Below are 20,819 nucleotides of genomic sequence, written 5' to 3'. Positions count from 1 at the left end.
ACGTAGCTAACGCATCTGCAACGTGAAGTATGACGGGGATTAATTCTAACCACACTTCGGTGTGGTTATTTTGCCGCTGCGGAGAAACGTCGTGAAGCGACCAGCGATCATAATGGTTTGCCTGTTACTGCAGGCGTGCTCAGCCACCACCGAAGGGTTGGGTCATTCGCTATGGGAGAGCGTGTTTGGTACTCCCGGCGTACAGATGACGGACGATGAAATCCAAAACATGCCCTACGCCAGCCAGTACATGCAACTCAACGGCGGTCCCCAGTTGTTTGTGGTACTCGCGTTCGCAGAAAACGGACAGCAAAAATGGGTGACTCAGGATCGGGCCATTCTCGTCACGCAGCATGGGCGCATTGTGAAAACGCAGCTCGGTGGTGACAACCTGATCGAGATGAATAATCTGGCGGCAGACCCGCTCATCAAACCAAATCAAATAATCGATGGCGCAACGTGGACCCGTACGATGGGCTGGACTGAACATCAGCAGGTACGCTATGCCACCGCACGCTCAGTTTTCAAATGGGATGGCGCAGACACCATCAAAGTCGGCAGCGATAACACGCCGGTACGGCTCCTCGATGAAGAGATAACTACCGAACAAACACGCTGGCATAACCGCTACTGGATCGACAGCGAAGGGCAGATTCGCCAGTCGGAACAGTATCTTGGCGCACGTTACTTCCCGGTGAAAACCACGCTGATTAAGGCGGCAAAATCATGATCAAACGAGCCGTACTGGCGCTGCTGTTAAGTCTGAGCACAGCGTCCGTTTTTGCTGCGGGCAGCGTTAAGGTCTTTACCTCCGCCAGCGCAGAGCCAAAAACGCTGACCGGGGCTGAACATCTGCTCGACCTGGTTGGACAGCCGCAGTTGAGCAATAGCTGGTGGCCAGGCGCAGTTATCAGTGAAGAGCGGGCAACGACTGAGGCGGAACGTCAGCAGCAGGCATTACTGGCTCGCCTGGCGACGCTGAGCGCTGAAGAAAGCGGTGACGATGCCGAATCTATCAAGGCATTACGCCAGCAAATTCAGGCGCTGAAGGTGACCGGCAGACAGAAGATTAATCTCGATCCGGATGTTGTGCGCGTCAGCGAGCAAGGTAACCCGCCGCTGCAGGGCAATTACACGCTGTGGGCCGGAGCGCAGCCAACCGATATCACGCTGTTTGGCCTGCTAAGCCACCCAGGTAAACAACCGTTTATGCCCGGGCGTGATGTCGCCAGCTACCTCGATGGGCAAAGTCGGCTCAGCGGCGCGGATCGTAGCTACGCGTGGGTCATCTATCCCAATGGACGCACGCAGAAAGTACCGGTCGCTTACTGGAACAAACGTCACGTTGAGCCGATGCCCGGCAGCATCATTTTTGTCGGACTCTCTGATGCTGTCTGGAGCAGCACCCCGGATGAAATCAATGCCGATATTCTTCGCACCCTGACCCAGCGGATACCCGAATAATGAGAAAAACTTACCTGCTCAGCTTACTGGCGCTGGGCGTAAGCGTTGCTTGCCACGGTGAAACCTGGCCCGCGCCCATTGGACCTTCGCAGTCCGATTTTGGCGGCGTGGGACTGCTGCAAACCCCAACCGCACGCATGGCGCGCGAGGGCGAAATGAGCCTCAACTACCGCGACAACGATCAGTACCGCTACTACTCTGCGTCGGTACAACTGTTCCCGTGGCTGGAAACCACGCTGCGCTACACCGATGTGCGTACTAAAAAATACAGCAGCGTCGAGTCGTTTTCAGGCGATCAGACATACAAAGATAAGGCTTTTGATCTCAAATTACGGCTGTGGGAAGAGAGCTACTGGATGCCGCAGGTAGCGGCTGGCGCGCGCGATATTGGCGGGACGGGCCTGTTCGATGCGGAGTATATAGTGGCGAATAAAGCCTGGGGGCCGTTTGATTTCTCGCTTGGCCTGGGCTGGGGATATCTCGGGACCAGCGGCAACGTCAGCAATCCGTTTTGCTCATACAGCGATAAATTCTGCTATCGCGATAACAGCTACAAGCAGGCCGGCTCTATTGACGGCAGCCAGATGTTCCATGGTCCGGCATCATTATTTGGCGGTGTGGAATATCAGACTCCCTGGCAACCACTGCGCCTGAAGCTGGAGTATGAGGGGAATAATTACCAACAGGATTTTGCGGGCAAGCTGGATCAGAAGAGCAAGTTTAACGTCGGCGCTATTTATCGCGTCACCGATTGGGCCGACGTTAACCTGAGCTATGAGCGCGGGAACACCTTTATGTTTGGGGTCACGCTGCGGACTAACTTTAACGATCTGCGGCCAAACTATAACGACAACGCCCGGCCGAAATATCAGCCGCAGCCGCAGGATGCCATCCTGCAACATTCGGTGGTGGCGAATCAGCTAACGTTGCTGAAATATAACGCCGGGCTGGCCGATCCTAAAATTCAGGTGCAGGGCGATACGCTGTATGTGACCGGTGAACAGGTGAAATACCGTGATTCGCGTGAAGGGATCGAACGTGCCAACCGGATCGTGATGAACTCCCTTCCCGACGGGATCCGCGCGATCCGTATTACGGAAAATCGCCTTAACTTGCCGCAGGTGACGACTGAAACGGAGGTTTCCAGCCTCAAGCGCCATCTGGAAGGCGAGCCGTTGGGTCATGAAACCCCACTGGCGCAAAAACGCGTTGAGCCCGTGGTGCCGAAAACGACCGAGCAGGGTTGGTATATCGATAAGTCACGCTTTAATCTCCACATCGATCCGGTGCTTAACCAGTCGGTGGGCGGCCCGGAAAACTTCTATATGTATCAGTTGGGCGTGATGGGAACAGCGGATTGGTGGGTGACCGATCATCTGCTGACCACCGGGAGTTTGTTCGCCAACCTCGCCAATAACTATGACAAATTTAACTACACCAACCCGCCGCAGGATTCGCATTTACCACGAGTGCGTACCCATGTGCGCGAGTATGTGCAAAACGATGTCTACGTGAATAACTTGCAGGCCAACTACTTCCAGTCACTCGGAAACGGGTTCTACGGACAGGTTTACGGTGGCTATCTGGAAACCATGTATGGCGGAGCGGGGGCGGAAGTGCTGTATCGCCCGCTGGACAGCAGTTGGGCGTTTGGTGTTGATGCCAACTACGTGAAACAGCGTGACTGGCGTAGCGCGCAGGACATGATGAAATTCACCGACTACAGCGTGAAGACCGGGCATTTGACGGCTTACTGGAATCCGTCATTCGCTCAGGATGTACTGGTGAAAGCCAGCGTGGGTCAGTATCTGGCGGGGGATAAGGGCGGAACGCTGGAAGTGGCGAAACGCTTTGATAGCGGTGTTGTGGTAGGTGGCTATGCAACCATCACCGATGCCTCGCCGGATGAGTACGGAGAGGGTGATTTTACCAAAGGGGTGTACGTTTCCGTACCGCTGGATCTGTTCTCGTCTGGCCCGACCCGCAGCCGTGCGGCGATTGGCTGGACGCCGTTAACGCGTGATGGCGGCCAGCAGCTTGGACGTAAGTTTGGTCTGTATGATATGACCAGCGACAGAAGTGAGAACTTCCGTTAACGCTTGATCGCCCGGTGCGCAGAGCTTACCGGGCCTACAGTACGGCAGTAGGCCGGATAAGGCATTTATGCCGCCCTCCGGCAATTTATAAACGACGCAATAATTTTGCCGGGTTGCCCGCGTACACACCTTTCTCGGTAATCGATTTGGTCACTACGCTTCCCGCGCCGATGACTGCGCCATCGCAGATAGTGACCGCCAGAATGGTCGCTCCACTGCCGATCGAAACATCGTCGCCAATGATAATTCTCCCCCAACTGTTGCGGTCAGCGTTGGGTTTTCCTTCGCGAAACATATCGTTGGCGAACATCACGCCATGCCCGATAAAACAGCGGGCGCCCAGGGTGACATATTCGCAGATGAAGGTGTGCGACTGAATTTTGCTGTCTGCGCCAATCTGCGTATTGCCCTGGATTTCTACAAATGGTCCGACAAAGACGTTGTCACCCAATGTGCAGTCGTAGAGATTGGCGGGCTCATAAATCACCACGTTCTCACCGCAGGTAACGTTGCGGACAGCGGATTGTCTTATCTGCATACTTCATCCTGTGAAATGTGTCGTGACATTCATCATTCCCCGTTGACCTTTCTTGCACAAAACATAAACAAAAAATGTAGATCTCTGTCACATTTTTGCGTTATACAGAAACCTCGTCACTGAACAGGAGGGGTCGTTATGACGTCGCTATCTCGTCCGCGCGTGGAGTTTATCTCCACCATCTTACAGACTGTGTTGAATCTGGGGCTGCTGAGTCTGGGCCTGATCCTGGTTGTATTCCTCGGGAAAGAAACGCTGCATCTGGCAGATGTGCTGTTCGCGCCGGAACAAACCAGCAAGTATGAGCTGGTGGAAGGGCTGGTGGTTTACTTCCTCTACTTTGAATTTATCGCCTTGATTGTGAAATACTTTCAGTCAGGGTTTCACTTTCCGCTGCGCTATTTTGTCTATATCGGGATCACCGCGATTGTGCGGTTGATCATTGTCGATCATAAAGCGCCGATGGATGTGCTGATCTATTCTGCGGCGATCCTGCTGCTGGTGATCACCCTGTGGTTGTGCAATTCCAAACGGCTGAAGCGAGAGTAACAGACAACACGCCGCACTCGGGCTGCGGCGTGTAGACGTGGTTAATGACTGGCGAATATCTTAATCAGGCCGATTCTATTTGCTTTCATTTACGGTTTCCATCATGAGCTGTTGCTGCTTTTCTTTGGACAAGCGAGCGATGCCAAAGCCAGTGAAACCCCATAGCGTCGCAAAGAAAATGCCACTCCAGCAGAGAATAGCCCACGGAAGATAGCTTAATGTAGCAACACCAAGCGTACCTGCCATGTAGGCACCCGCGGCAGTCCAGGGCAGAATCGGTTCAAATATGGTGGCAGAGTCTTCTACAGTCCTCGCCAGATTTTTTGGATGTAGCCCGCGCTCAATATAAGCACTTCGTAACATTTCAATCGGGATCAGGATTGAGATCTGACCATTACAGGTCACGCTAATCATTGTTAAGCCACAGGCAATAGTCGCAAGAATCATGGTTCCTGTGGAATGAACTAATTTGAGCAGATTATGGACGATGACTTCTAAAGCGCCGCTCAAGGCCAATGTTCCCGCGAATGAAAGGGCGCAGAAACAAATAAGCAACGTACTCATCATCGAGTTCATGCCACCGCGGTTGAGCAAATTACCTAATAGCGGATTAACATCTTTATCGGTAAGCATTGAAACGTTAAATCCGTCTACTGCACTTTTTACAATGTCGTGTAGTGCGAAACCCTGAATGACGCTGGCGTTGATCATGGCTACCAGTGCCGAAACAAGCATAATTGGAATAGTTGGTTTCTTGGTAATCGAACCGTACAGGACAATGGCAATGGGGAGCAATAACAACAAATTAAAATGATAAATCCCCTTTAATCCCTCTGTAATTAGCTGAACTTTGTCGGGCACGGTTGAGCCGCCGAGATCGCCATTCATTCCATAGAGGGTCATAACAACGGCTGACAGAATCAATGAGGGAAGGGTTGTGTAAAGTAAATGAGCGATGTGTTCATAGAGATCTATCTGGGCCGCCATCGCGGCCAGGTTAGTGTCGCCAGAAAGAGGTGACAGTTTGTCCCCGAAATAAGCCCCCGCCACAATAGCGCCAGCAGTTGCTGCCAGATTAGCCTCCATTCCGATGGCCACACCCATAAATGCTACACCGACAGTGCCTGCCGATCCCCAGGATGTCCCTGTGCATACAGAGACGACGGCAGTAACGAGCAGGGCGGTCACATAGATCATTGAAGGATTTATCAGATTAAGGCCGTAATAAATCATCAGCGGAATAGTACCGCCTATCATCCATGTCCCAATCAGGAGGCCCACGCTGATCAAAATTAGCAGAGCAGGCATTGTTTTGGCGATTTTCTGCGATATTGATTCAAGGATTGCATTGTAGCCGTACCCCAACCGCTTAACTAACAGCGCAGCAATGACGGTTGAAAGAACCATTAATGGCTCAGGTGGCAGATCGAAAGCTGCATAGCCAACTCCCAGCAATAGAACCATCGCTAGTATTGGTAACAATGATTCCACCAGAGTTGGTGTTCTTGGAGTATTGTTATTATTCATGGAGGGAAACTCCTGTAGTGAAGGGTATGCTCTGATAAATCCGTTCAAATGCTTGTGTAAGAGTGGTTCTTGGCGTGGCGATGTTCACGCGGAAAAAACCAAGTCCTTCATCGCCAAAATCTGATCCCCAACTCATCTCAACACCAGCGAGGGAGACAAACCAATGGCGTAGTTGCTCTTCGCTGATGTTCATCGCTCGGTAGTCGATCCACAACATGTAAGTTCCACCACCAGAGGCGACAACCCAGTCTGGAAAATGAGCCTGGCAGAATGATTGAACCCAGCGCCTGTTTTCGGCCAAATAATTTTTTAATGCTGCTAACCAAGAATCGCCATGGCGGTAAGCACAGAGAAATGCAGGAACAGAGAAATAACCAGGATTATGGATACCTGCTGCAATAAGAGCTGATTTAAACTTTTCACGATACTTATCATTAGCAATAACAATATTGGCGATTTCAAGTCCGGCCATATTGAATGTTTTTGCTGGAGATGTACAAATAAACGAGTTTTGTGCAACGTATGAACTTATCGAAGAGATTGTTTGATGTTGTTTTTTGGTGAAATTGAAGTCTGCATGAACATCATCGGAAATAATAAAAACATTATATTTCTCTGCTAATGAAGCTATTTTTCTCAGATTGTCTTCTGACCAGATTGTTCCTGTTGGATTATGCGGCGATATTAGAATAAAACAACAAGCCGTTTTAAACTTATCTTCGAGATCCGCAAAGTCTATTTCATAGCGGTGGTCACGATAAAGTAACGCACTTTCCAGCAATACTCTATGGTTGACTTCAACTGCATGGCTAATAGGATGATAGGCTGGGGCCAGGCTGACAATAGCATCTCCCGGCTGGGTAAAGTTCTGGATAAATAATGAGACGGCTTGTACCACTCGTGGGCAAAAAACAATGTGTTCAGGGTTGACCTTCCACGAGTAATGGCGTTGGTACCACTGTGCTGTTACTTGCTGCCAGTCATCACTTAATAATGTATAACCGTAGATACCTTTCTGATTTGCGACTGACAATTCAGAAACTATAAAATCAGCTACGGGGATATCCATATCAGCTACAGACAGAGGGATGATGTCACGCCCCTTGTTATTATATTTAGCGCTATAGGTTCCGTCGCGTGAAATAACTTTATCAAAATTATAAACTTTCATATTTGTTACTCGCCCGATTTTATCGTTAGGGTAATGTAATATTTCGAGAGTGGAAGTGTTATTCTGTATTTTGTTTTCGTCATTATGAAAATTTGCATATGTGATGCTTATCACAAAGATGTTAACTGTCTGTCAATAAAAATAATCCAGTGAGTGTAAACGTTTTACATCGCTTAAGCGTATGGAATTTACATAAAAAAAGGGCGCTCCGTAGAGCGCCGAATAACAGTCACAGGTTGGGATAACATAAATTGAGGGTTGCAGTGGCATTGCCCGTTGCCGGGCGGTTACTTCGGTAAAACTTAACCTTTCACACCACCCGCCGTCAGGCCGTTGACCAGCCAGCGCTGCGCCAGCAGGAATACCAGAGTGATCGGAATGGCTGAAAGTACAGCTGCGGCGGCAAAGTCGCCCCACAAGTAGTTCTGTGGATTGAGGTACTGCTGCATACCTACCGCGAGGGTGTAGCTGTTCACATCACGCAGCAGCAGTGACGCGACCGGTACTTCGGTAATGGCGGCAATGAACGACAGAATAAACACGACCGCCAGAATCGGAACGGAAAGCGGTAACAGCACCAGGCGGAAAGCCTGCCACGGCGTAGCGCCATCCAGCGCGGCCGCTTCTTCCAGCGAACCGTCGATGGTTTCGAAATAGCCCTTAATCGTCCACACATGCAGCGCAATACCGCCGAGATAAGCAAAGATCACGCCGCCGTGAGTGTTCAGGCCGATAAACGGAATGTACTGGCCCAGGCGATCAAACAAAGCATACAACGCGACCAGAGACAGTACCGCCGGGAACATCTGGAAAATCAGCATCCCTTTCAGCAGGGTTGCTTTGCCCGGGAATCGCATACGGGCAAAGGCGTAAGCACAGGTGGTGGAAAGCGTCACGATACCGATCGCAGTAATGGTGGCCACTTTCACCGAGTTCCACAGCCATAACAGCACCGGGAACGGCGGCGGGGTCACGCGGCCATCCGCGTGCTCAACGCTAAAGCCCAGCGCCAGTTTCCAGTGCTCCCAGGAGATGTTTTCCGGGATCAGGCTGCCGGTAGCAAAGTTACCTTCGCGCAGCGAGATAGCGATAACCATCAGCAGCGGGAACATGATCGCCGCGATAAAAATCAGCAGCCCTAAGTGCGTTGCGAATAAACGTAACTTTTGTGATTTCGGTTGGACCATAGCCATTGTCGTTATCTCCCTTAATCAAACTTCATACGTGTGGCTTTCAGGTTCACAATCGCCAGCGCGCCAACCAGCAGGAAGATCAGTGTGGCAATCGCCGCCGCCAGACCGAAGTCCTGACCACCGCCGCCTTCAAAGGCAATACGATAGGTGTAGCTCACGAGCAGATCGGTATAACCGGCTGGCGTGGTGGTACCGAGCCTGTCAGGACCACCGTTGGTCAACAGTTGAATCAGCACGAAGTTGTTAAAGTTAAAGGCGAAGCTGGCGATCATCAGCGGCGTCAGCGGCTTGATCAGCAGCGGCAACGTAATCTTAAAGAAGTTCTGGAACGGACCTGCGCCATCCATCGCCGAGGCTTCGTACAGATCGTCAGGAATTGCTTTCAGCAGGCCCATGCACAGGATCATCATGTATGGATAGCCCAGCCAGGTGTTGACGATAATAATCATCGAACGCGCGGTGGTTGGGTCGCTGAACCAGGCCGGCTTGATGCCAAACAGCGCGCTCAGCATCATGTTAATTTCACCAAAGCTCTGGTTGAACAGCCCTTTGAAAATCAGAATCGAGATAAACGATGGCACGGCATACGGCAGAATCAGCAGGACGCGGTAAATCGCTTTGCCCTTCAGGGATTCCCACTGCACCAGACAGGCGAGCACCATGCCGACGGCCACGGTCAAAATAACGGTCAGTACCGAGAAGACCACCGTCCAGACGAAGATAGCGAAGAACGGTTTCTGGATGCCCTCGTCGGTAAAGACGCGGGTAAAATTATCCCAGCCAATAGTAACGGTGTAGCCCGGGCTAAGCTTGTCATCGCCCCAGTTACCGTCTGCATTCACCGACTGATAGAAACCAATGTCGTTGTTCGGACGATATTTTACACCGCTCTGGCTGTTGGTGAGCGTACCGTCATCAGCGAGCGCATAGAGTGGCTGCGTGCCGGAGAACTGGCGCAGTGAACTCATAATCACTTTGCTTTCATCCGGCAGGATGGCGGTCAATTGGGTTAATGCCTGGCGATTTTGCGTAATGATACGCAGCGTTGCACGCTCGCCCGCTGGCAGCGCTTCGGCTTCTTTCAACTGCAGTTTCTGTTCGCCGCCAAATTTAAAGGCGTCGGAGAGATAATTCTTGCCGGTTTCACCGTCGGTGAGGGCCAGTTGCCACTCATCACCCGCCGGATACAGGCCAAAATTGTAGGTTTTACCCGCCTGATAAGAACGATCCATCAGAACTTCCTGAGCGCGTTCAAAGGTCAGTTGGTTGGTGCTGCTGTAGTTGGTAAAGGCAATGGCGATCGTACAAATCAGCGGAAACAGGACAAACAGCCCCATACCGGCAACGCCTGGATAAACATAGCGCCAGGCATAGGCTTTACGGTTAGCAAAAATATACAGGCCAGCAGAGCTTAAAATCAGCGTCATGATGGCAAACAGGTACTCCCCCTGAGCGTACATCAAAACAACAAGGTAACCGACCAGCAGCCCAAGCAGACCCATCACTGACCATTTCAGCGTGTCGCTTTGCCACCAGTGTTTCTTTTTAATGACATCCATGGGGATCTTCCTCTACAACATTGAACATCTGTCGGCAAAAGTGCCTGATGGCGCTGCGCTTATCAGGCCTACGGTGAGTTGTAGGCCGGATAAGGCATTTATGCCGCCATCCGGCACGTGTGCTACAGCACTACTTGGTGATACGACCTTGTGCATCTTTCAGTGCGGCATCGACGGTCTGACGACCGCTGGCTGCGTTAATCACTGCGGTACGTACGGCATACCAGAATGCGGACATCTGTGGGATGTTCGGCATGATTTCGCCTTTCTGGGCGTTATCCATGGTGGCGGCGATGCGTGGGTCTTTTGCTAACTGATCCTGGAAGGATTTCAGCGCAACGGCGCCCAGTGGTTTGTCCTTGTTCACTTCCTCCAGACCCTGATCGGTCAGCAGGTAGTTTTCGAGGAACTCTTTCGCCAGTTCTTTGTTCGGGCTGGCGGCGTTGATACCCGCGCTCAGCACGCCAACAAACGGTTTAGACGGCTTGCCTTTGAAGGTTGGCAACAGCGCGACACCGTAGTTGATTTTGCTCTTGTCGATGTTAGACCACGCCCACGGGCCGTTGATGGTCATCGCGGTATCGCCTTTGTTAAAGGCCGCTTCGGCGATGGAGTAATCGGTATCCGCGTTCATGTGTTTGTTCTTGATCAGGTCAACCAGGAAGGTCAGGCCCGCTTTCGCGCCAGCGTTATCCACGCCCACGTCTTTCACGTCGTACTTGCCGTTTTCAAACTTGAACGCGTAACCGCCGTCGGCGGCAATCAGCGGCCAGGTGAAGTACGGTTCTTGCAGGTTGAACATCAGCGCGGATTTACCTTTCGCCTTCAGTTCTTTATCCAGTGCAGGAATTTCTTCCCAGGTTTTCGGTGGATTTGGCACGAGGTCTTTGTTGTAAATCAGCGACAGCGCTTCAACCGCGATCGGGTAGGCAATCAGTTTGCCGTTATAGCGTACGGCATCCCAGGTGAACGGATAGAGCTTGTCCTGGAACGCTTTGTCAGGCGTTATTTCAGCCAGCAGGCCAGACTGAGCGTAGCCGCCAAAACGGTCATGCGCCCAGAAGATGATGTCCGGGCCGTCGCCGGTCGCGGCAACCTGCGGGAATTTCTCTTCCAGTTTGTCCGGGTGCTCAATGGTGACTTTGATCCCGGTGTCTTTCTCGAATTTTTTGCCCACTTCAGCGAGGCCGTTATAGCCTTTGTCGCCGTTAATCCAGATAACCAGCTTACCTTCTTCAATCTTGGCGAGAGCCGAGGCGGAAAACATCATCGTCGTTAATGCAGACAATGCGAGGATGCGTGCGCCAGTTTTGATTTTCATAGTTCCCATCCTGTTTGGTGATTTTGCAGAGGTGGCTTAACGGTTACTAGTTTCTTTATACGACAACCTCTTTCCATCCTCCTTACCCCTACGCCCCACCCGCTCTTTATGTGATCTGTGTTACATAAATGTGAGTATTGCGTACTGGCGCACATAAAAACCCACCGATTTTTGCAGGCTGCATCACGAAATTCCTCCGCTGCGTACGGCCCGGGTCTCAGACGCTGCTCTCTCATCCTCCCGCCTCCTCCCCCATAAAAAAGCCGGGGGGTGGAGGATTCACGCAGTCAAGGGATCACGCATAGTCAGCCCATCATGAATGTTGCTGTCGATGACAGGTTGTAACGAAGGGAGAAGGGCATGGCGAGCGTACAGCTGCGAAATGTAACGAAAGCCTGGGGTGACGTGGTGGTATCGAAAGATATCAATCTCGACATTCACGAAGGGGAATTCGTGGTGTTTGTCGGACCTTCAGGCTGCGGTAAGTCGACCTTGCTGCGTATGATTGCCGGACTTGAAACCATCACCAGTGGCGATCTGTTTATCGGGGAGACCCGGATGAACGACATTCCACCCGCCGAACGCGGTGTGGGCATGGTCTTTCAGTCCTATGCGTTGTATCCCCATTTATCTGTCGCGGAAAACATGTCGTTCGGCCTCAAACTGGCCGGAGCGAAAAAAGAGGTGATGAATCAGCGCGTGAACCAGGTCGCGGAAGTTCTGCAACTGGCGCACCTGCTGGAACGTAAACCGAAAGCACTTTCCGGCGGACAACGTCAGCGTGTGGCGATTGGCCGTACGCTGGTCGCCGAACCGCGCGTATTCCTGCTGGATGAACCCCTGTCGAACCTGGACGCCGCACTGCGCGTGCAGATGCGTATTGAAATTTCCCGCCTGCATAAACGTCTGGGCCGCACGATGATTTACGTCACCCACGATCAGGTCGAAGCGATGACGCTGGCCGACAAAATTGTGGTGCTGGATGCCGGTCGCGTAGCGCAGGTCGGTAAGCCCCTGGAGCTGTATCACTACCCGGCGGACCGCTTTGTAGCGGGCTTCATTGGTTCGCCGAAGATGAACTTCCTGCCGGTGAAAGTCACGGCAACGGCCATCGATCAAGTGCAGGTTGAGCTGCCCAACCGCCAGCAAATCTGGCTACCGGTAGACAGCCATGCGGTGCAGGTTGGCGCCAACATGTCTTTAGGTATCCGCCCGGAACATCTGCTGCCCAGCGATATCGCCGATGTCACCCTCGAAGGTGAAGTGCAGGTGGTCGAGCAGTTGGGTCACGAAACACAAATTCATATCCAGATCCCCGCCATCCGTCAAAACCTGGTTTACCGCCAGAACGACGTGGTGTTGGTAGAAGAGGGTGCCACATTCGCTATCGGCCTGCCGCCAGAGCGTTGCCATCTGTTCCGTGAGGATGGCACTGCATGTCGTCGGTTGCACCAGGAGCCGGGCGTTTAAGGTCCCCATAAAAAAAACGAAACGCAAAACCATTCGCAGTTGCAGAAGGTGGCAGCGTTTAAAGAAAAGCAATGATCTCAGGAGATAGAACGATGATTACTCTGCGCAAACTCCCTCTGGCGGTTGCTGTGGCAGCAGGCATTATGTCTGTTCAGGCAATGGCCGTGGACTTCCATGGTTATGCTCGTTCCGGTATTGGCTGGACGGGTAGTGGCGGTGAACAACAATGTTTCCAGGCAACAGGTGCACAAAGTAAATACCGTCTTGGTAACGAATGTGAAACTTATGCGGAAATCAAATTAGGCCAGGAAGTGTGGAAAGAGGGCGATAAGAGCTTCTACTTCGACACTAACGTTGCCTATTCCGTCGCACAGCAGAACGACTGGGAAGGGACTGACCCAGCCTTCCGTGAAGCCAACGTGCAGGGTAAAAACCTGATTGAATGGCTGCCAGGCTCCACTATCTGGGCCGGTAAGCGCTTCTATCAACGTCATGACGTCCACATGATCGACTTCTACTACTGGGATATTTCAGGTCCTGGTGCTGGTATTGAAAACATCGATCTGGGCTTCGGTAAACTGTCTCTGGCAGCGACTCGCTCTCAGGAAGCGGGTGGTTCATACGCGTTTAGCAGCCAGAATATCTATGACCGTACTAAAGACACTGCGAACGATGTATTTGACGTACGTTTAGCGCAAATGGCAACTAACCCGGACGGTATGCTGGAACTGGGTGTGGACTATGGTCGTGCTAACACCACCGACGACTACAGCCTGGCAGACGGTGCATCAAAAGATGGTTGGATGTTCACCGCTGAACATACCCAAAGCATGCTGAAGGGCTACAACAAGTTTGTCGTTCAGTACGCTACAGATTCCATGACCACCCAGGGCAAAGGCCTGAACCAGGGTTCTTATGGTTCTTCAACGACAACCATTACCAATCCAGACGGCACTAAGACGAATTTCGCCAACAACGTTGTGAATAACAACGGTAACCTGTTCCGTGTGCTCGACCACGGTGCCATCTCCCTGGGCGACAAATGGGACCTGATGTACGTCGGTATGTACCAGAACCTCGACCTGGATAACGACCTGGGTACCGAGTGGTACACCGTGGGTATCCGTCCGATGTACAAATGGACGCCGATCATGAGCACCTTGCTGGAAGTCGGTTACGACAACGTTAAATCACAGCAGACCAGCGATCGCAACAGCCAGTACAAAATCACCCTGGCACAACAGTGGCAGGCTGGCGACAGCATCTGGTCTCGCCCGGCAATCCGCGTCTTCGCAACCTATGCCAAATGGGATGAAGAGTGGGGTTACGTGAAAAATGGCGACAAAGTTTCTAAATATGCCGCCGCAACTAACTCTGGTATCAGCACCACCAGCCGTGGCGACAGCGATGAGTGGTCCTTCGGTGCCCAGATGGAAATCTGGTGGTAATCCAGCACTAACCTGACGTAAAGACCGAAAGAGGGGCGCAAGCCCCTCTTGATTACGGTTTAGCGCGCTATTGCCTGGCCACCGCTGAACCCATGCTATCTGAGGTGATAACAATGAAAATGAAGAAAAGTCTCGTTGCCCTTTGTTTATCTGCAGGGTTATTTGCCAGCGCGCCTGGCATCAGCCTGGCCGATGTTAATATTGTTCCGCAGAACACCACCGCGGCCCCAACAATCCCCACTGCCGCGCTGCAACAGTTGACCTGGACGCCGGTTGATCAATCCAAAACCCAATCGACACAGCTTGCGACAGCGGGCCAGCGTCTTGATATCGCGGGTATTACCGGCCCGGTCGCGGCCTATAGCGTGCCGGCGAACATTGGCGAACTGACCCTGACGCTGTCCAGTGAGGTCAACAAACAAACCAGCGTATTTGCGCCAAACGTCTTAATTCTTGACCAAAACATGACGCCATCTGCGTTCTTCCCCAGCAGCTATTTCACCTACCAGGAGCCCGGCGTGATGAGTGCCGATCGCCTGGAAGGGGTCATGCGTCTGACGCCTGCGCTGGGCCAGCAAAAACTTTATGTTCTGGTCTTTACTACTGATAAAGATCTCCAGCAGACCACGACTCTGCTTGACCCGGCAAAAGCCTATGCCAAGGGGGTAGGTAACGCGATTCCGGATATCCCTGACCCGATCGCTCGTCATACCACCGACGGCCTGCTGAAACTGAAAGTCAAAACCAGCTCCTCCTCCAGCGTTCTGGTCGGGCCGCTGTTTGGCTCGTCCGGCCCAGGTCCGGTTACGGTTGGTAATACCGCCGCACCAGCGGTGGCTTATGCAGCTCCGGCAGCAGCAGTTGCCGCACCTGCGCCGCAGCCGGTGAAGAAAAGTGAGCCGATGCTGAACGACACGGAAAGCTATTTTAATCAGGGCATTAAGGATGCAGTTGCGAAAGGCGATGTCGATAAAGCGCTGAAGCTGCTTGATGAAGCTGAACGTCTGGGATCCAAATCTGCCCGATCCACCTTTATCAGCAGTGTAAAAGGCAAGGGGTAAACATCTCCCCACATTGTTGATTTTGCAACAACTGGTGCGTCTCCTGGCGCACCTTTTTTTATCCTTCGGTGCTAATTGTTACACTTATGTTGCCCTACCGATCACTTAATTGTGTTTGCTCACCCCGTAATGCCTTTTCTGCGATACAATGCCTTCAGGTTATAAATCGGAGAGTAAGGCATGCCACACCCTGCGTTAACGCAACTGCGTGCGCTGCGTTATTTTGATGCGATCCCGGCGCTGGACGCCCAACTGCTCGACTGGTTGTTACTGGAAGATTCCATGACTAAACGTTTTGAGCAGCAGGGAAAACAGGTCACCGTCACGTTGATTCGCGAAGAATTCGTTGGGCAAAATGAGGTGTCTGAAGAGCTGCTGCTGCTGCCTGAAGAGCCCCGCTATTGGTTACGTGAAATCCTGTTATGCGCGGATGGTGAACCCTGGCTTGCCGGACGGACCGTAGTGCCTGAATCAACCTTGTGCGGTCCTGAACTGGCCTTACAAAACCTGGGGAAAACCCCGCTCGGACGCTACCTGTTTACGTCATCAACATTGACCCGAGATTTTATTGAGATTGGCCGCGATGCAGCGCTGTGGGGGCGTCGTTCCCGCCTGCGGCTGAGCGGTAAGCCGCTGATGCTTACCGAGCTTTTTCTGCCTGCATCGCCGTTGTACTGAGAGGAAGATAAAGATGGAGTGGAGTCTGACGCAGAATAAGCTGTTGGCGTTTCACCGCTTGATGCGTACGGATAAGCCAATCGGCGCCTTACTACTGCTCTGGCCTACGCTGTGGGCATTGTGGGTGGCGACCCCGGGCATGCCGCAACTGTGGATCCTGGCAGTTTTTGTTGCCGGAGTATGGTTAATGCGCGCCGCCGGATGCGTGGTGAATGATTATGCCGACAGGAAATTTGACGGACACGTTAAACGCACCGCGAATCGACCGCTGCCGAGCGGGGCCGTAACCGAGAAAGAAGCCCGAACGTTGTTCGTCGTATTGGTGCTGCTGGCCTTCCTGTTGGTTTTAACACTCAACACGATGACCATATTGTTATCCGTTGCGGCGTTAGCATTGGCGTGGGTTTACCCCTTTATGAAGCGCTATACGCATCTGCCGCAGGTGGTGCTGGGGGCGGCGTTTGGCTGGTCGATCCCGATGGCGTTTGCCGCCGTGAGCGAATCCGTACCGCTGAGCTGCTGGCTGATGTTCCTCGCCAATATCCTCTGGGCAGTGGCCTATGATACGCAATATGCCATGGTTGACCGGGATGATGACCTGAAGATAGGCATTAAATCGACCGCGATTCTGTTTGGTAAGAACGACAAGCTGATTATTGGTGTTTTGCAGGTTGGCGTGCTGGTGTTGATGGCGCTGGTGGGGTGGCTAAACGGGTTAGGGCTGGGTTATTACTGGTCTCTGCTGGTGGCGGGCGCGCTGTTTGTCTATCAGCAGAAACTGATCGTCAATCGCGAACGTGATGCCTGTTTTAAAGCGTTTATGAATAATAATTACGTCGGTCTGGTGTTGTTCTTAGGACTGGCGATGAGCTACTGGCATTTTTGAGTTTGGTCTAGTCTGCAAAATAAAAAACCGGTCAGTTCATTCCGACCGGTTTTTTTATGCTTACTCGCCTTGTGTAGCGCTCTCGATGGTCAGACGCACATCTGACGTGACCAGTTCGGCCAGCATCTGATAGATCTTCATCGTCTCTTCCGGTTCGGCATCTCCGGTGTCGCTGATGAATCCCTCGTCACGCAGCGTCAGCACCAGGGAGCTGAACACGGCTTTATCGAAGAATTCCGGCGCGTTAATGCCGTGCAGCACGGAGAGGCGTTGCGCCACGGTGCGGCTCTCTTTCTCCAGCGTACCACGGTTGATCGACGGATTGGCGCTCAGCAACCAGAAGGTAATGGCGTAGCGTTGCAACGTCTCGCGAGCGCCTGCCGCCAGCAGCTGTAGCGTACGGGAGCGGGCCGGATTGATATGCAGTTCGTCATCGGTCAGGGTGATAAGTCCCTGGCGCTGCATTTCGCTGGCCAGTTCGTCAATCACTCCGGCAAGTTCATCACGCTCCCAGCGTAAGAACAGCTCCGCTTTCAGCATCGGATACAGCGCATCAATATGCTGCTGTAGCGCGGCGCGTGAAATACGACGATGCTGAGTCACGATGGCTGCCATCAACGAAGGCAGAACCAGCATATGCGCAATGTTGTTGCGGTAGTAGGTCATCAATACCGCCTGCTCGCGCGGCAAAATGATGATGTCGCCGATGGTGTCTTTCTCGACCTCAAACTTGTTCATCTGTAAGGCGTGATCGATCAATTCACTGGCGCTCTGCGCAGGAACTGTAGCATCTGCCGCGTACGGCACATTGCGTAGCAGGCTGAGATAGCAGTCAAGCTGCTCGGTCAGCTGTTCACGGGTCAGAGAGCGCTGGCGGGAAGCCAGTAACGCAGTACAGCACAGGTTCATGGCGTTGGCCGCGCCTGCGTTGTTAATGCGCACCATTAGATCGGCGGCAATGTTATTCACCGTCGGCGTCAGCCAGGCCGGGCGGATAGACTCGATAGGATCAATCGATTCACGCCACTCCGGCACGTGCTGGTTAAGGTAAGTCATCAACGGCATTGGTTCACCAAAGTTGACATAGCCCTGACCCAGATTACGCAGCTTGCTTAAGCCACGCAGCATTTGCGGCAGACTCTCTTTTTCTTTCGTCGCGCCACGCAGCTCTTTGGCGTAGGTGCCTACTTCCATTACGTGCTCATAGCCGATGTAGATCGGTACGAGGGTAATCGGACGCGTTCCGCCACGCAGCATCGCCTGAATAGTCATCGACAGCGTGCCGGTTTTCGGGTCGAGCAAACGACCGGTACGTGAACGGCCACCTTCGACAAAATACTCAACCGAGTAGCCGCGGCTGAACAGTTCGCCCAGGTATTCGCGGAAAACGGTGGAATAGAGCTTGTTACCCTTGAAGGTGCGACGAATAAAGAATGCGCCCAGACGGCGGAAAATCGGACCCGCTGGCCAGAAGTTCAGGTTGATACCGGCAGCGATGTGCGGCGGAACCAGACCCTGGTGGTACAGAACGTACGACAGCAGCATATAGTCCATATGGCTGCGGTGGCACGGGACATACACGATTTCGTGCCCATCGTGCGCCAGTTGACGGACACGCTCCGCATTGTGAACGTTAATCCCCTGATACAGCCGGTTCCAGGTAAAGCCCAGAATACGGTCGGTCAGACGGATCATCTCGTAGGAGAAGTTGGCGGCAATCTCTTCCATCAGCGCAATGGCGTTTTGCTGCGCTTTTTCGTGGGAGATTTTTTTACTGCGCGCTTCGTCTTCTACCGCGCGAGCGATAGCTTTTGAGGCCAGCAGCTTATTAAACAGGTCCTGGCGGGCAGGGAGGCGCGGGCCAACTGCGGCCAGACGCTGACGAGCAAAGTGCATGCGCGCCACGCGAGCCAGCTTCTGAGCAATGATCTTATCCGTACCGTGTTCATCCGCCATGCGACGCAGGGAGACTGACGGGGAGAAGCGAACAAAACTGTCGCGTCCCAGCCAGGACACAGCAAAGAATTTCTGTACACCGTTCAGCATGCGCAGCGGCGGATTGACTTCGCCTTTTTCACGCCCTGGCGCACGGCCAAACATCACCGAAACCGGCACCATCTGCACATCCAGGTCTGGATTGCTGCGATGCAGATCGAGATAGTTATGGAACAGCTTGATGGACTCTTCTTTCGGCGTGTAATAGGTGAACACACGCGGGCCGCCGTGAATAAACACGTAGCGCGGCAGCAGAGTTCCGTCTATCTCCAGCGGTTCCAGGGGATCGGGGAGATCGTGCACCAGACATTGGGCACGCAGCGTCAGCAAGTCTGCTTTTGAATTGTACGGTAAGACGTACATAATGGGACGAGAAGTATCGAGTCCCAATTCCGGGGCAGGTTCTGCCGGAATAGACTTGCTTTTTACCAGGACGCTTAATGGTAAATTCAGTAATTTGTAGTAAATTCGTGGCCAGCCGGACATAAACGATGTAAAGCCTCTGGTTAATAATGCAAATGCGCTGCAAGGATATCAGAAAGTTTAGTTAATTTCTGTGGTATCCCGTCATACTTCGCGCTGCTTTGCCACACCCTGAAACAAACGGGGTAACGTTACAATGACATTGACGCTAATAATGTAAAAAGGTTCTTTTTGATGGCCAATAATACCACTGGATTCACCCGAATTATCAAAGCTGCAGGCTATTCCTGGAAAGGTTTTCGCGCCGCATGGATCAATGAGGCGGCATTCCGTCAGGAAAGCGTTGCCGTCCTGTTGGGCGTAGCCATCGCCTGCTGGCTGGACGTCGATGCGATTACCCGCGTGCTGTTGATTGGGTCCGTGATGCTGGTGATGATCGTTGAAATCCTCAACAGTGCGATTGAGGCGGTGGTTGACCGTATTGGCTCTGAGTATCACGAACTTTCCGGTCGGGCAAAAGATATGGGGTCGGCGGCGGTATTGCTGTCTATTTTTGTCGCTCTGATCACCTGGGGCATCCTGTTGTGGTCGCATTTGCGATAAAGATTCCACAACTGCATAAATCTCCTGTTTTTTGTGCAGTTTGCGGTTCCAAAATCACCTTTAGCTGTATATACTCACAGCATAACTGTATATACACCCAGGGGGCGGAATGAAAGCGTTAACGGCCAGGCAGCAAGAGGTGTTTGATCTCATTAGGGATCACATCAGCCAGACAGGTATGCCACCGACGCGTGCGGAGATCGCGCAGCGTTTGGGGTTCCGTTCCCCAAACGCTGCTGAAGAACATCTGAAAGCGCTGGCGCGTAAAGGGGTGCTGGAAATTGTATCCGGTGCATCGCGCGGTATTCGACTGCTGCAGGAAGAAGAAGAAGGGTTACCGCTTGTTGGGCGTGTGGCTGCAGGTGAGCCACTGCTGGCGCAGCAGCACATCGAAGGCCACTACCAGGTCGATCCTTCACTGTTCAAACCGAACGCCGATTTTCTGCTGCGCGTTAGTGGTATGTCGATGAAAGATATCGGTATTATGGACGGTGATTTACTCGCTGTGCATAAAACACAGGACGTGCGTAACGGTCAGGTCGTTGTTGCCCGTATCGATGACGAAGTCACCGTTAAGCGCCTGAAAAAACAGGGCAACAAGGTTGAACTCTTGCCAGAAAACAGCGAATTTAAACCCATCGTTGTCGACCTGCGTGAGCAAAACTTCACTATCGAAGGACTGGCGGTAGGCGTTATTCGTAACGGTGAATGGCTGTAATTTTCTGTTAATGCCCTGTAGGCCGGATAAGACGTTTATGTCGCCATCCGGCAACGTGCCCGATGGCGCTGCGCTTGTTGGGCATGGACAACATTTTTTTCAGTACCTCTAACTTCTTC

18 protein-coding genes and 1 pseudogene are annotated in these 20,819 nt (G+C 52.5%); 12 read left to right on the top strand and 7 right to left on the bottom strand.

The window, feature by feature from the left end; genetic code table 11:
- The first annotated feature begins 91 nt into the window (after window positions 1-91).
- From OGV94_RS13125 to OGV94_RS13115, 3 genes are read left to right on the top strand one after another with little or no spacing between them, the layout of a single operon-like run.
- The gene (locus OGV94_RS13125) at window positions 92-730 is read left to right on the top strand and encodes a YjbF family lipoprotein (RefSeq protein ID WP_047407247.1); all 639 of its coding nucleotides are present in this window, start codon (window positions 92-94) and stop codon (window positions 728-730) included.
- Window positions 727-1,464: a capsule biosynthesis GfcC family protein gene (locus OGV94_RS13120; protein ID WP_286523523.1), complete on the top strand. Its 738-nt coding sequence runs from the start codon at window positions 727-729 to the stop codon at window positions 1,462-1,464. Before OGV94_RS13125 ends, OGV94_RS13120 begins: the two co-directional genes overlap by 4 nt.
- Window positions 1,464-3,560 (top strand): YjbH domain-containing protein, encoded by a 2,097-nt coding sequence (locus OGV94_RS13115; RefSeq protein WP_100193844.1) that lies wholly within the window; start codon window positions 1,464-1,466, stop codon window positions 3,558-3,560. The genes OGV94_RS13120 and OGV94_RS13115 overlap by 1 nt, the downstream gene beginning before the upstream one ends.
- Window positions 3,561-3,645: 85 nt before the next feature.
- Here OGV94_RS13115 and OGV94_RS13110 read toward each other — a convergent pair whose 3' ends face one another.
- Window positions 3,646-4,098 carry an acyltransferase gene (locus OGV94_RS13110; RefSeq protein ID WP_047407237.1) on the bottom strand — a complete coding sequence of 151 codons (453 nt, stop codon included), beginning with the start codon at window positions 4,096-4,098 and terminating at the stop codon, window positions 3,646-3,648.
- 138 nt (window positions 4,099-4,236) lie between these two features.
- Between OGV94_RS13110 and psiE the strand changes: the two genes are divergently transcribed.
- Entirely contained in the window at window positions 4,237-4,647 is a 411-nt protein-coding gene (gene psiE / locus OGV94_RS13105) for a phosphate-starvation-inducible protein PsiE (protein ID WP_003031674.1), read from the top strand.
- A gap of 75 nt (window positions 4,648-4,722) precedes the next feature.
- Here psiE and nhaC read toward each other — a convergent pair whose 3' ends face one another.
- The 4 genes from nhaC to malF form a co-directional block, all read right to left on the bottom strand.
- A complete protein-coding gene (gene nhaC, locus OGV94_RS13100) occupies window positions 4,723-6,174 on the bottom strand; it encodes a Na+/H+ antiporter NhaC (RefSeq protein ID WP_043018068.1) in 1,452 nt (483 codons plus the stop codon).
- Window positions 6,167-7,345, bottom strand: coding sequence for a MalY/PatB family protein (locus OGV94_RS13095; protein WP_286523519.1), 1,179 nt, complete (start codon window positions 7,343-7,345; stop codon window positions 6,167-6,169). The genes nhaC and OGV94_RS13095 overlap by 8 nt, the downstream gene beginning before the upstream one ends.
- A gap of 302 nt (window positions 7,346-7,647) precedes the next feature.
- The gene (malG, locus tag OGV94_RS13090; RefSeq protein WP_043018069.1) at window positions 7,648-8,538 is read right to left on the bottom strand and encodes a maltose ABC transporter permease MalG; all 891 of its coding nucleotides are present in this window, start codon (window positions 8,536-8,538) and stop codon (window positions 7,648-7,650) included.
- A 14-nt stretch (window positions 8,539-8,552) separates the two neighbouring features.
- Window positions 8,553-10,097 carry a maltose ABC transporter permease MalF gene (malF, locus tag OGV94_RS13085; RefSeq protein ID WP_043018070.1) on the bottom strand — a complete coding sequence of 515 codons (1,545 nt, stop codon included), beginning with the start codon at window positions 10,095-10,097 and terminating at the stop codon, window positions 8,553-8,555.
- Between the two features lie 40 nt (window positions 10,098-10,137).
- Here malF and OGV94_RS25230 point away from each other — a divergent pair.
- Window positions 10,138-10,212: pseudogene (locus OGV94_RS25230) on the top strand (hypothetical protein); the annotation flags it as partial.
- A 15-nt stretch (window positions 10,213-10,227) separates the two neighbouring features.
- Here OGV94_RS25230 and malE read toward each other — a convergent pair.
- The gene (gene malE / locus OGV94_RS13080; RefSeq protein ID WP_043018071.1) at window positions 10,228-11,418 is read right to left on the bottom strand and encodes a maltose/maltodextrin ABC transporter substrate-binding protein MalE; all 1,191 of its coding nucleotides are present in this window, start codon (window positions 11,416-11,418) and stop codon (window positions 10,228-10,230) included.
- A 360-nt stretch (window positions 11,419-11,778) separates the two neighbouring features.
- Here malE and malK point away from each other — a divergent pair, with 360 nt between their 5' ends.
- The 5 genes from malK to ubiA all read left to right on the top strand — a co-directional run bounded on the left by malK (window position 11,779) and on the right by ubiA (window position 16,961).
- Window positions 11,779-12,888 carry a maltose/maltodextrin ABC transporter ATP-binding protein MalK gene (gene malK, locus OGV94_RS13075; RefSeq protein WP_048215134.1) on the top strand — a complete coding sequence of 370 codons (1,110 nt, stop codon included), beginning with the start codon at window positions 11,779-11,781 and terminating at the stop codon, window positions 12,886-12,888.
- A gap of 92 nt (window positions 12,889-12,980) precedes the next feature.
- On the top strand, window positions 12,981-14,336 hold the full coding sequence (locus tag OGV94_RS13070; RefSeq protein ID WP_286523518.1) for a maltoporin: 1,356 nt from the start codon (window positions 12,981-12,983) through the stop codon (window positions 14,334-14,336).
- Between the two features lie 113 nt (window positions 14,337-14,449).
- On the top strand, window positions 14,450-15,397 hold the full coding sequence (malM, locus tag OGV94_RS13065; RefSeq protein WP_047407224.1) for a maltose operon protein MalM: 948 nt from the start codon (window positions 14,450-14,452) through the stop codon (window positions 15,395-15,397).
- Between the two features lie 180 nt (window positions 15,398-15,577).
- Complete coding sequence (gene ubiC, locus OGV94_RS13060) at window positions 15,578-16,075, top strand: chorismate lyase (protein WP_075145355.1); 498 nt, start codon at window positions 15,578-15,580, stop codon at window positions 16,073-16,075.
- A 13-nt stretch (window positions 16,076-16,088) separates the two neighbouring features.
- Entirely contained in the window at window positions 16,089-16,961 is an 873-nt protein-coding gene (ubiA, locus tag OGV94_RS13055) for a 4-hydroxybenzoate octaprenyltransferase (RefSeq protein WP_048227490.1), read from the top strand.
- A 60-nt stretch (window positions 16,962-17,021) separates the two neighbouring features.
- Here the strand turns inward: ubiA and plsB are convergent, their stop codons facing one another.
- Window positions 17,022-19,442, bottom strand: coding sequence for a glycerol-3-phosphate 1-O-acyltransferase PlsB (plsB, locus tag OGV94_RS13050; RefSeq protein WP_003826592.1), 2,421 nt, complete (start codon window positions 19,440-19,442; stop codon window positions 17,022-17,024).
- A 171-nt stretch (window positions 19,443-19,613) separates the two neighbouring features.
- On the opposite strand from plsB, the gene OGV94_RS13045 reads away from it, so the two are divergent.
- Together OGV94_RS13045 and lexA are read left to right on the top strand one after the other, a co-directional pair.
- Window positions 19,614-19,982 (top strand): diacylglycerol kinase, encoded by a 369-nt coding sequence (locus OGV94_RS13045; protein WP_003826594.1) that lies wholly within the window; start codon window positions 19,614-19,616, stop codon window positions 19,980-19,982.
- A gap of 109 nt (window positions 19,983-20,091) precedes the next feature.
- Window positions 20,092-20,700, top strand: a complete 609-nt coding sequence (gene lexA / locus OGV94_RS13040) for a transcriptional repressor LexA (RefSeq protein ID WP_003826596.1) — start codon at window positions 20,092-20,094, stop codon at window positions 20,698-20,700.
- Window positions 20,701-20,819: the final 119 nt, after the last annotated feature.

Origin of the sequence: Citrobacter sp. Ce006 (assembly GCF_030336535.1) — a bacterium.
GTDB classification, from domain to species: domain Bacteria; phylum Pseudomonadota; class Gammaproteobacteria; order Enterobacterales; family Enterobacteriaceae; genus Citrobacter; species Citrobacter europaeus.
The sequence above is the reverse complement of the archived record's forward strand: the minus strand, read 5'-3'. Positions and strand labels throughout refer to the sequence as shown.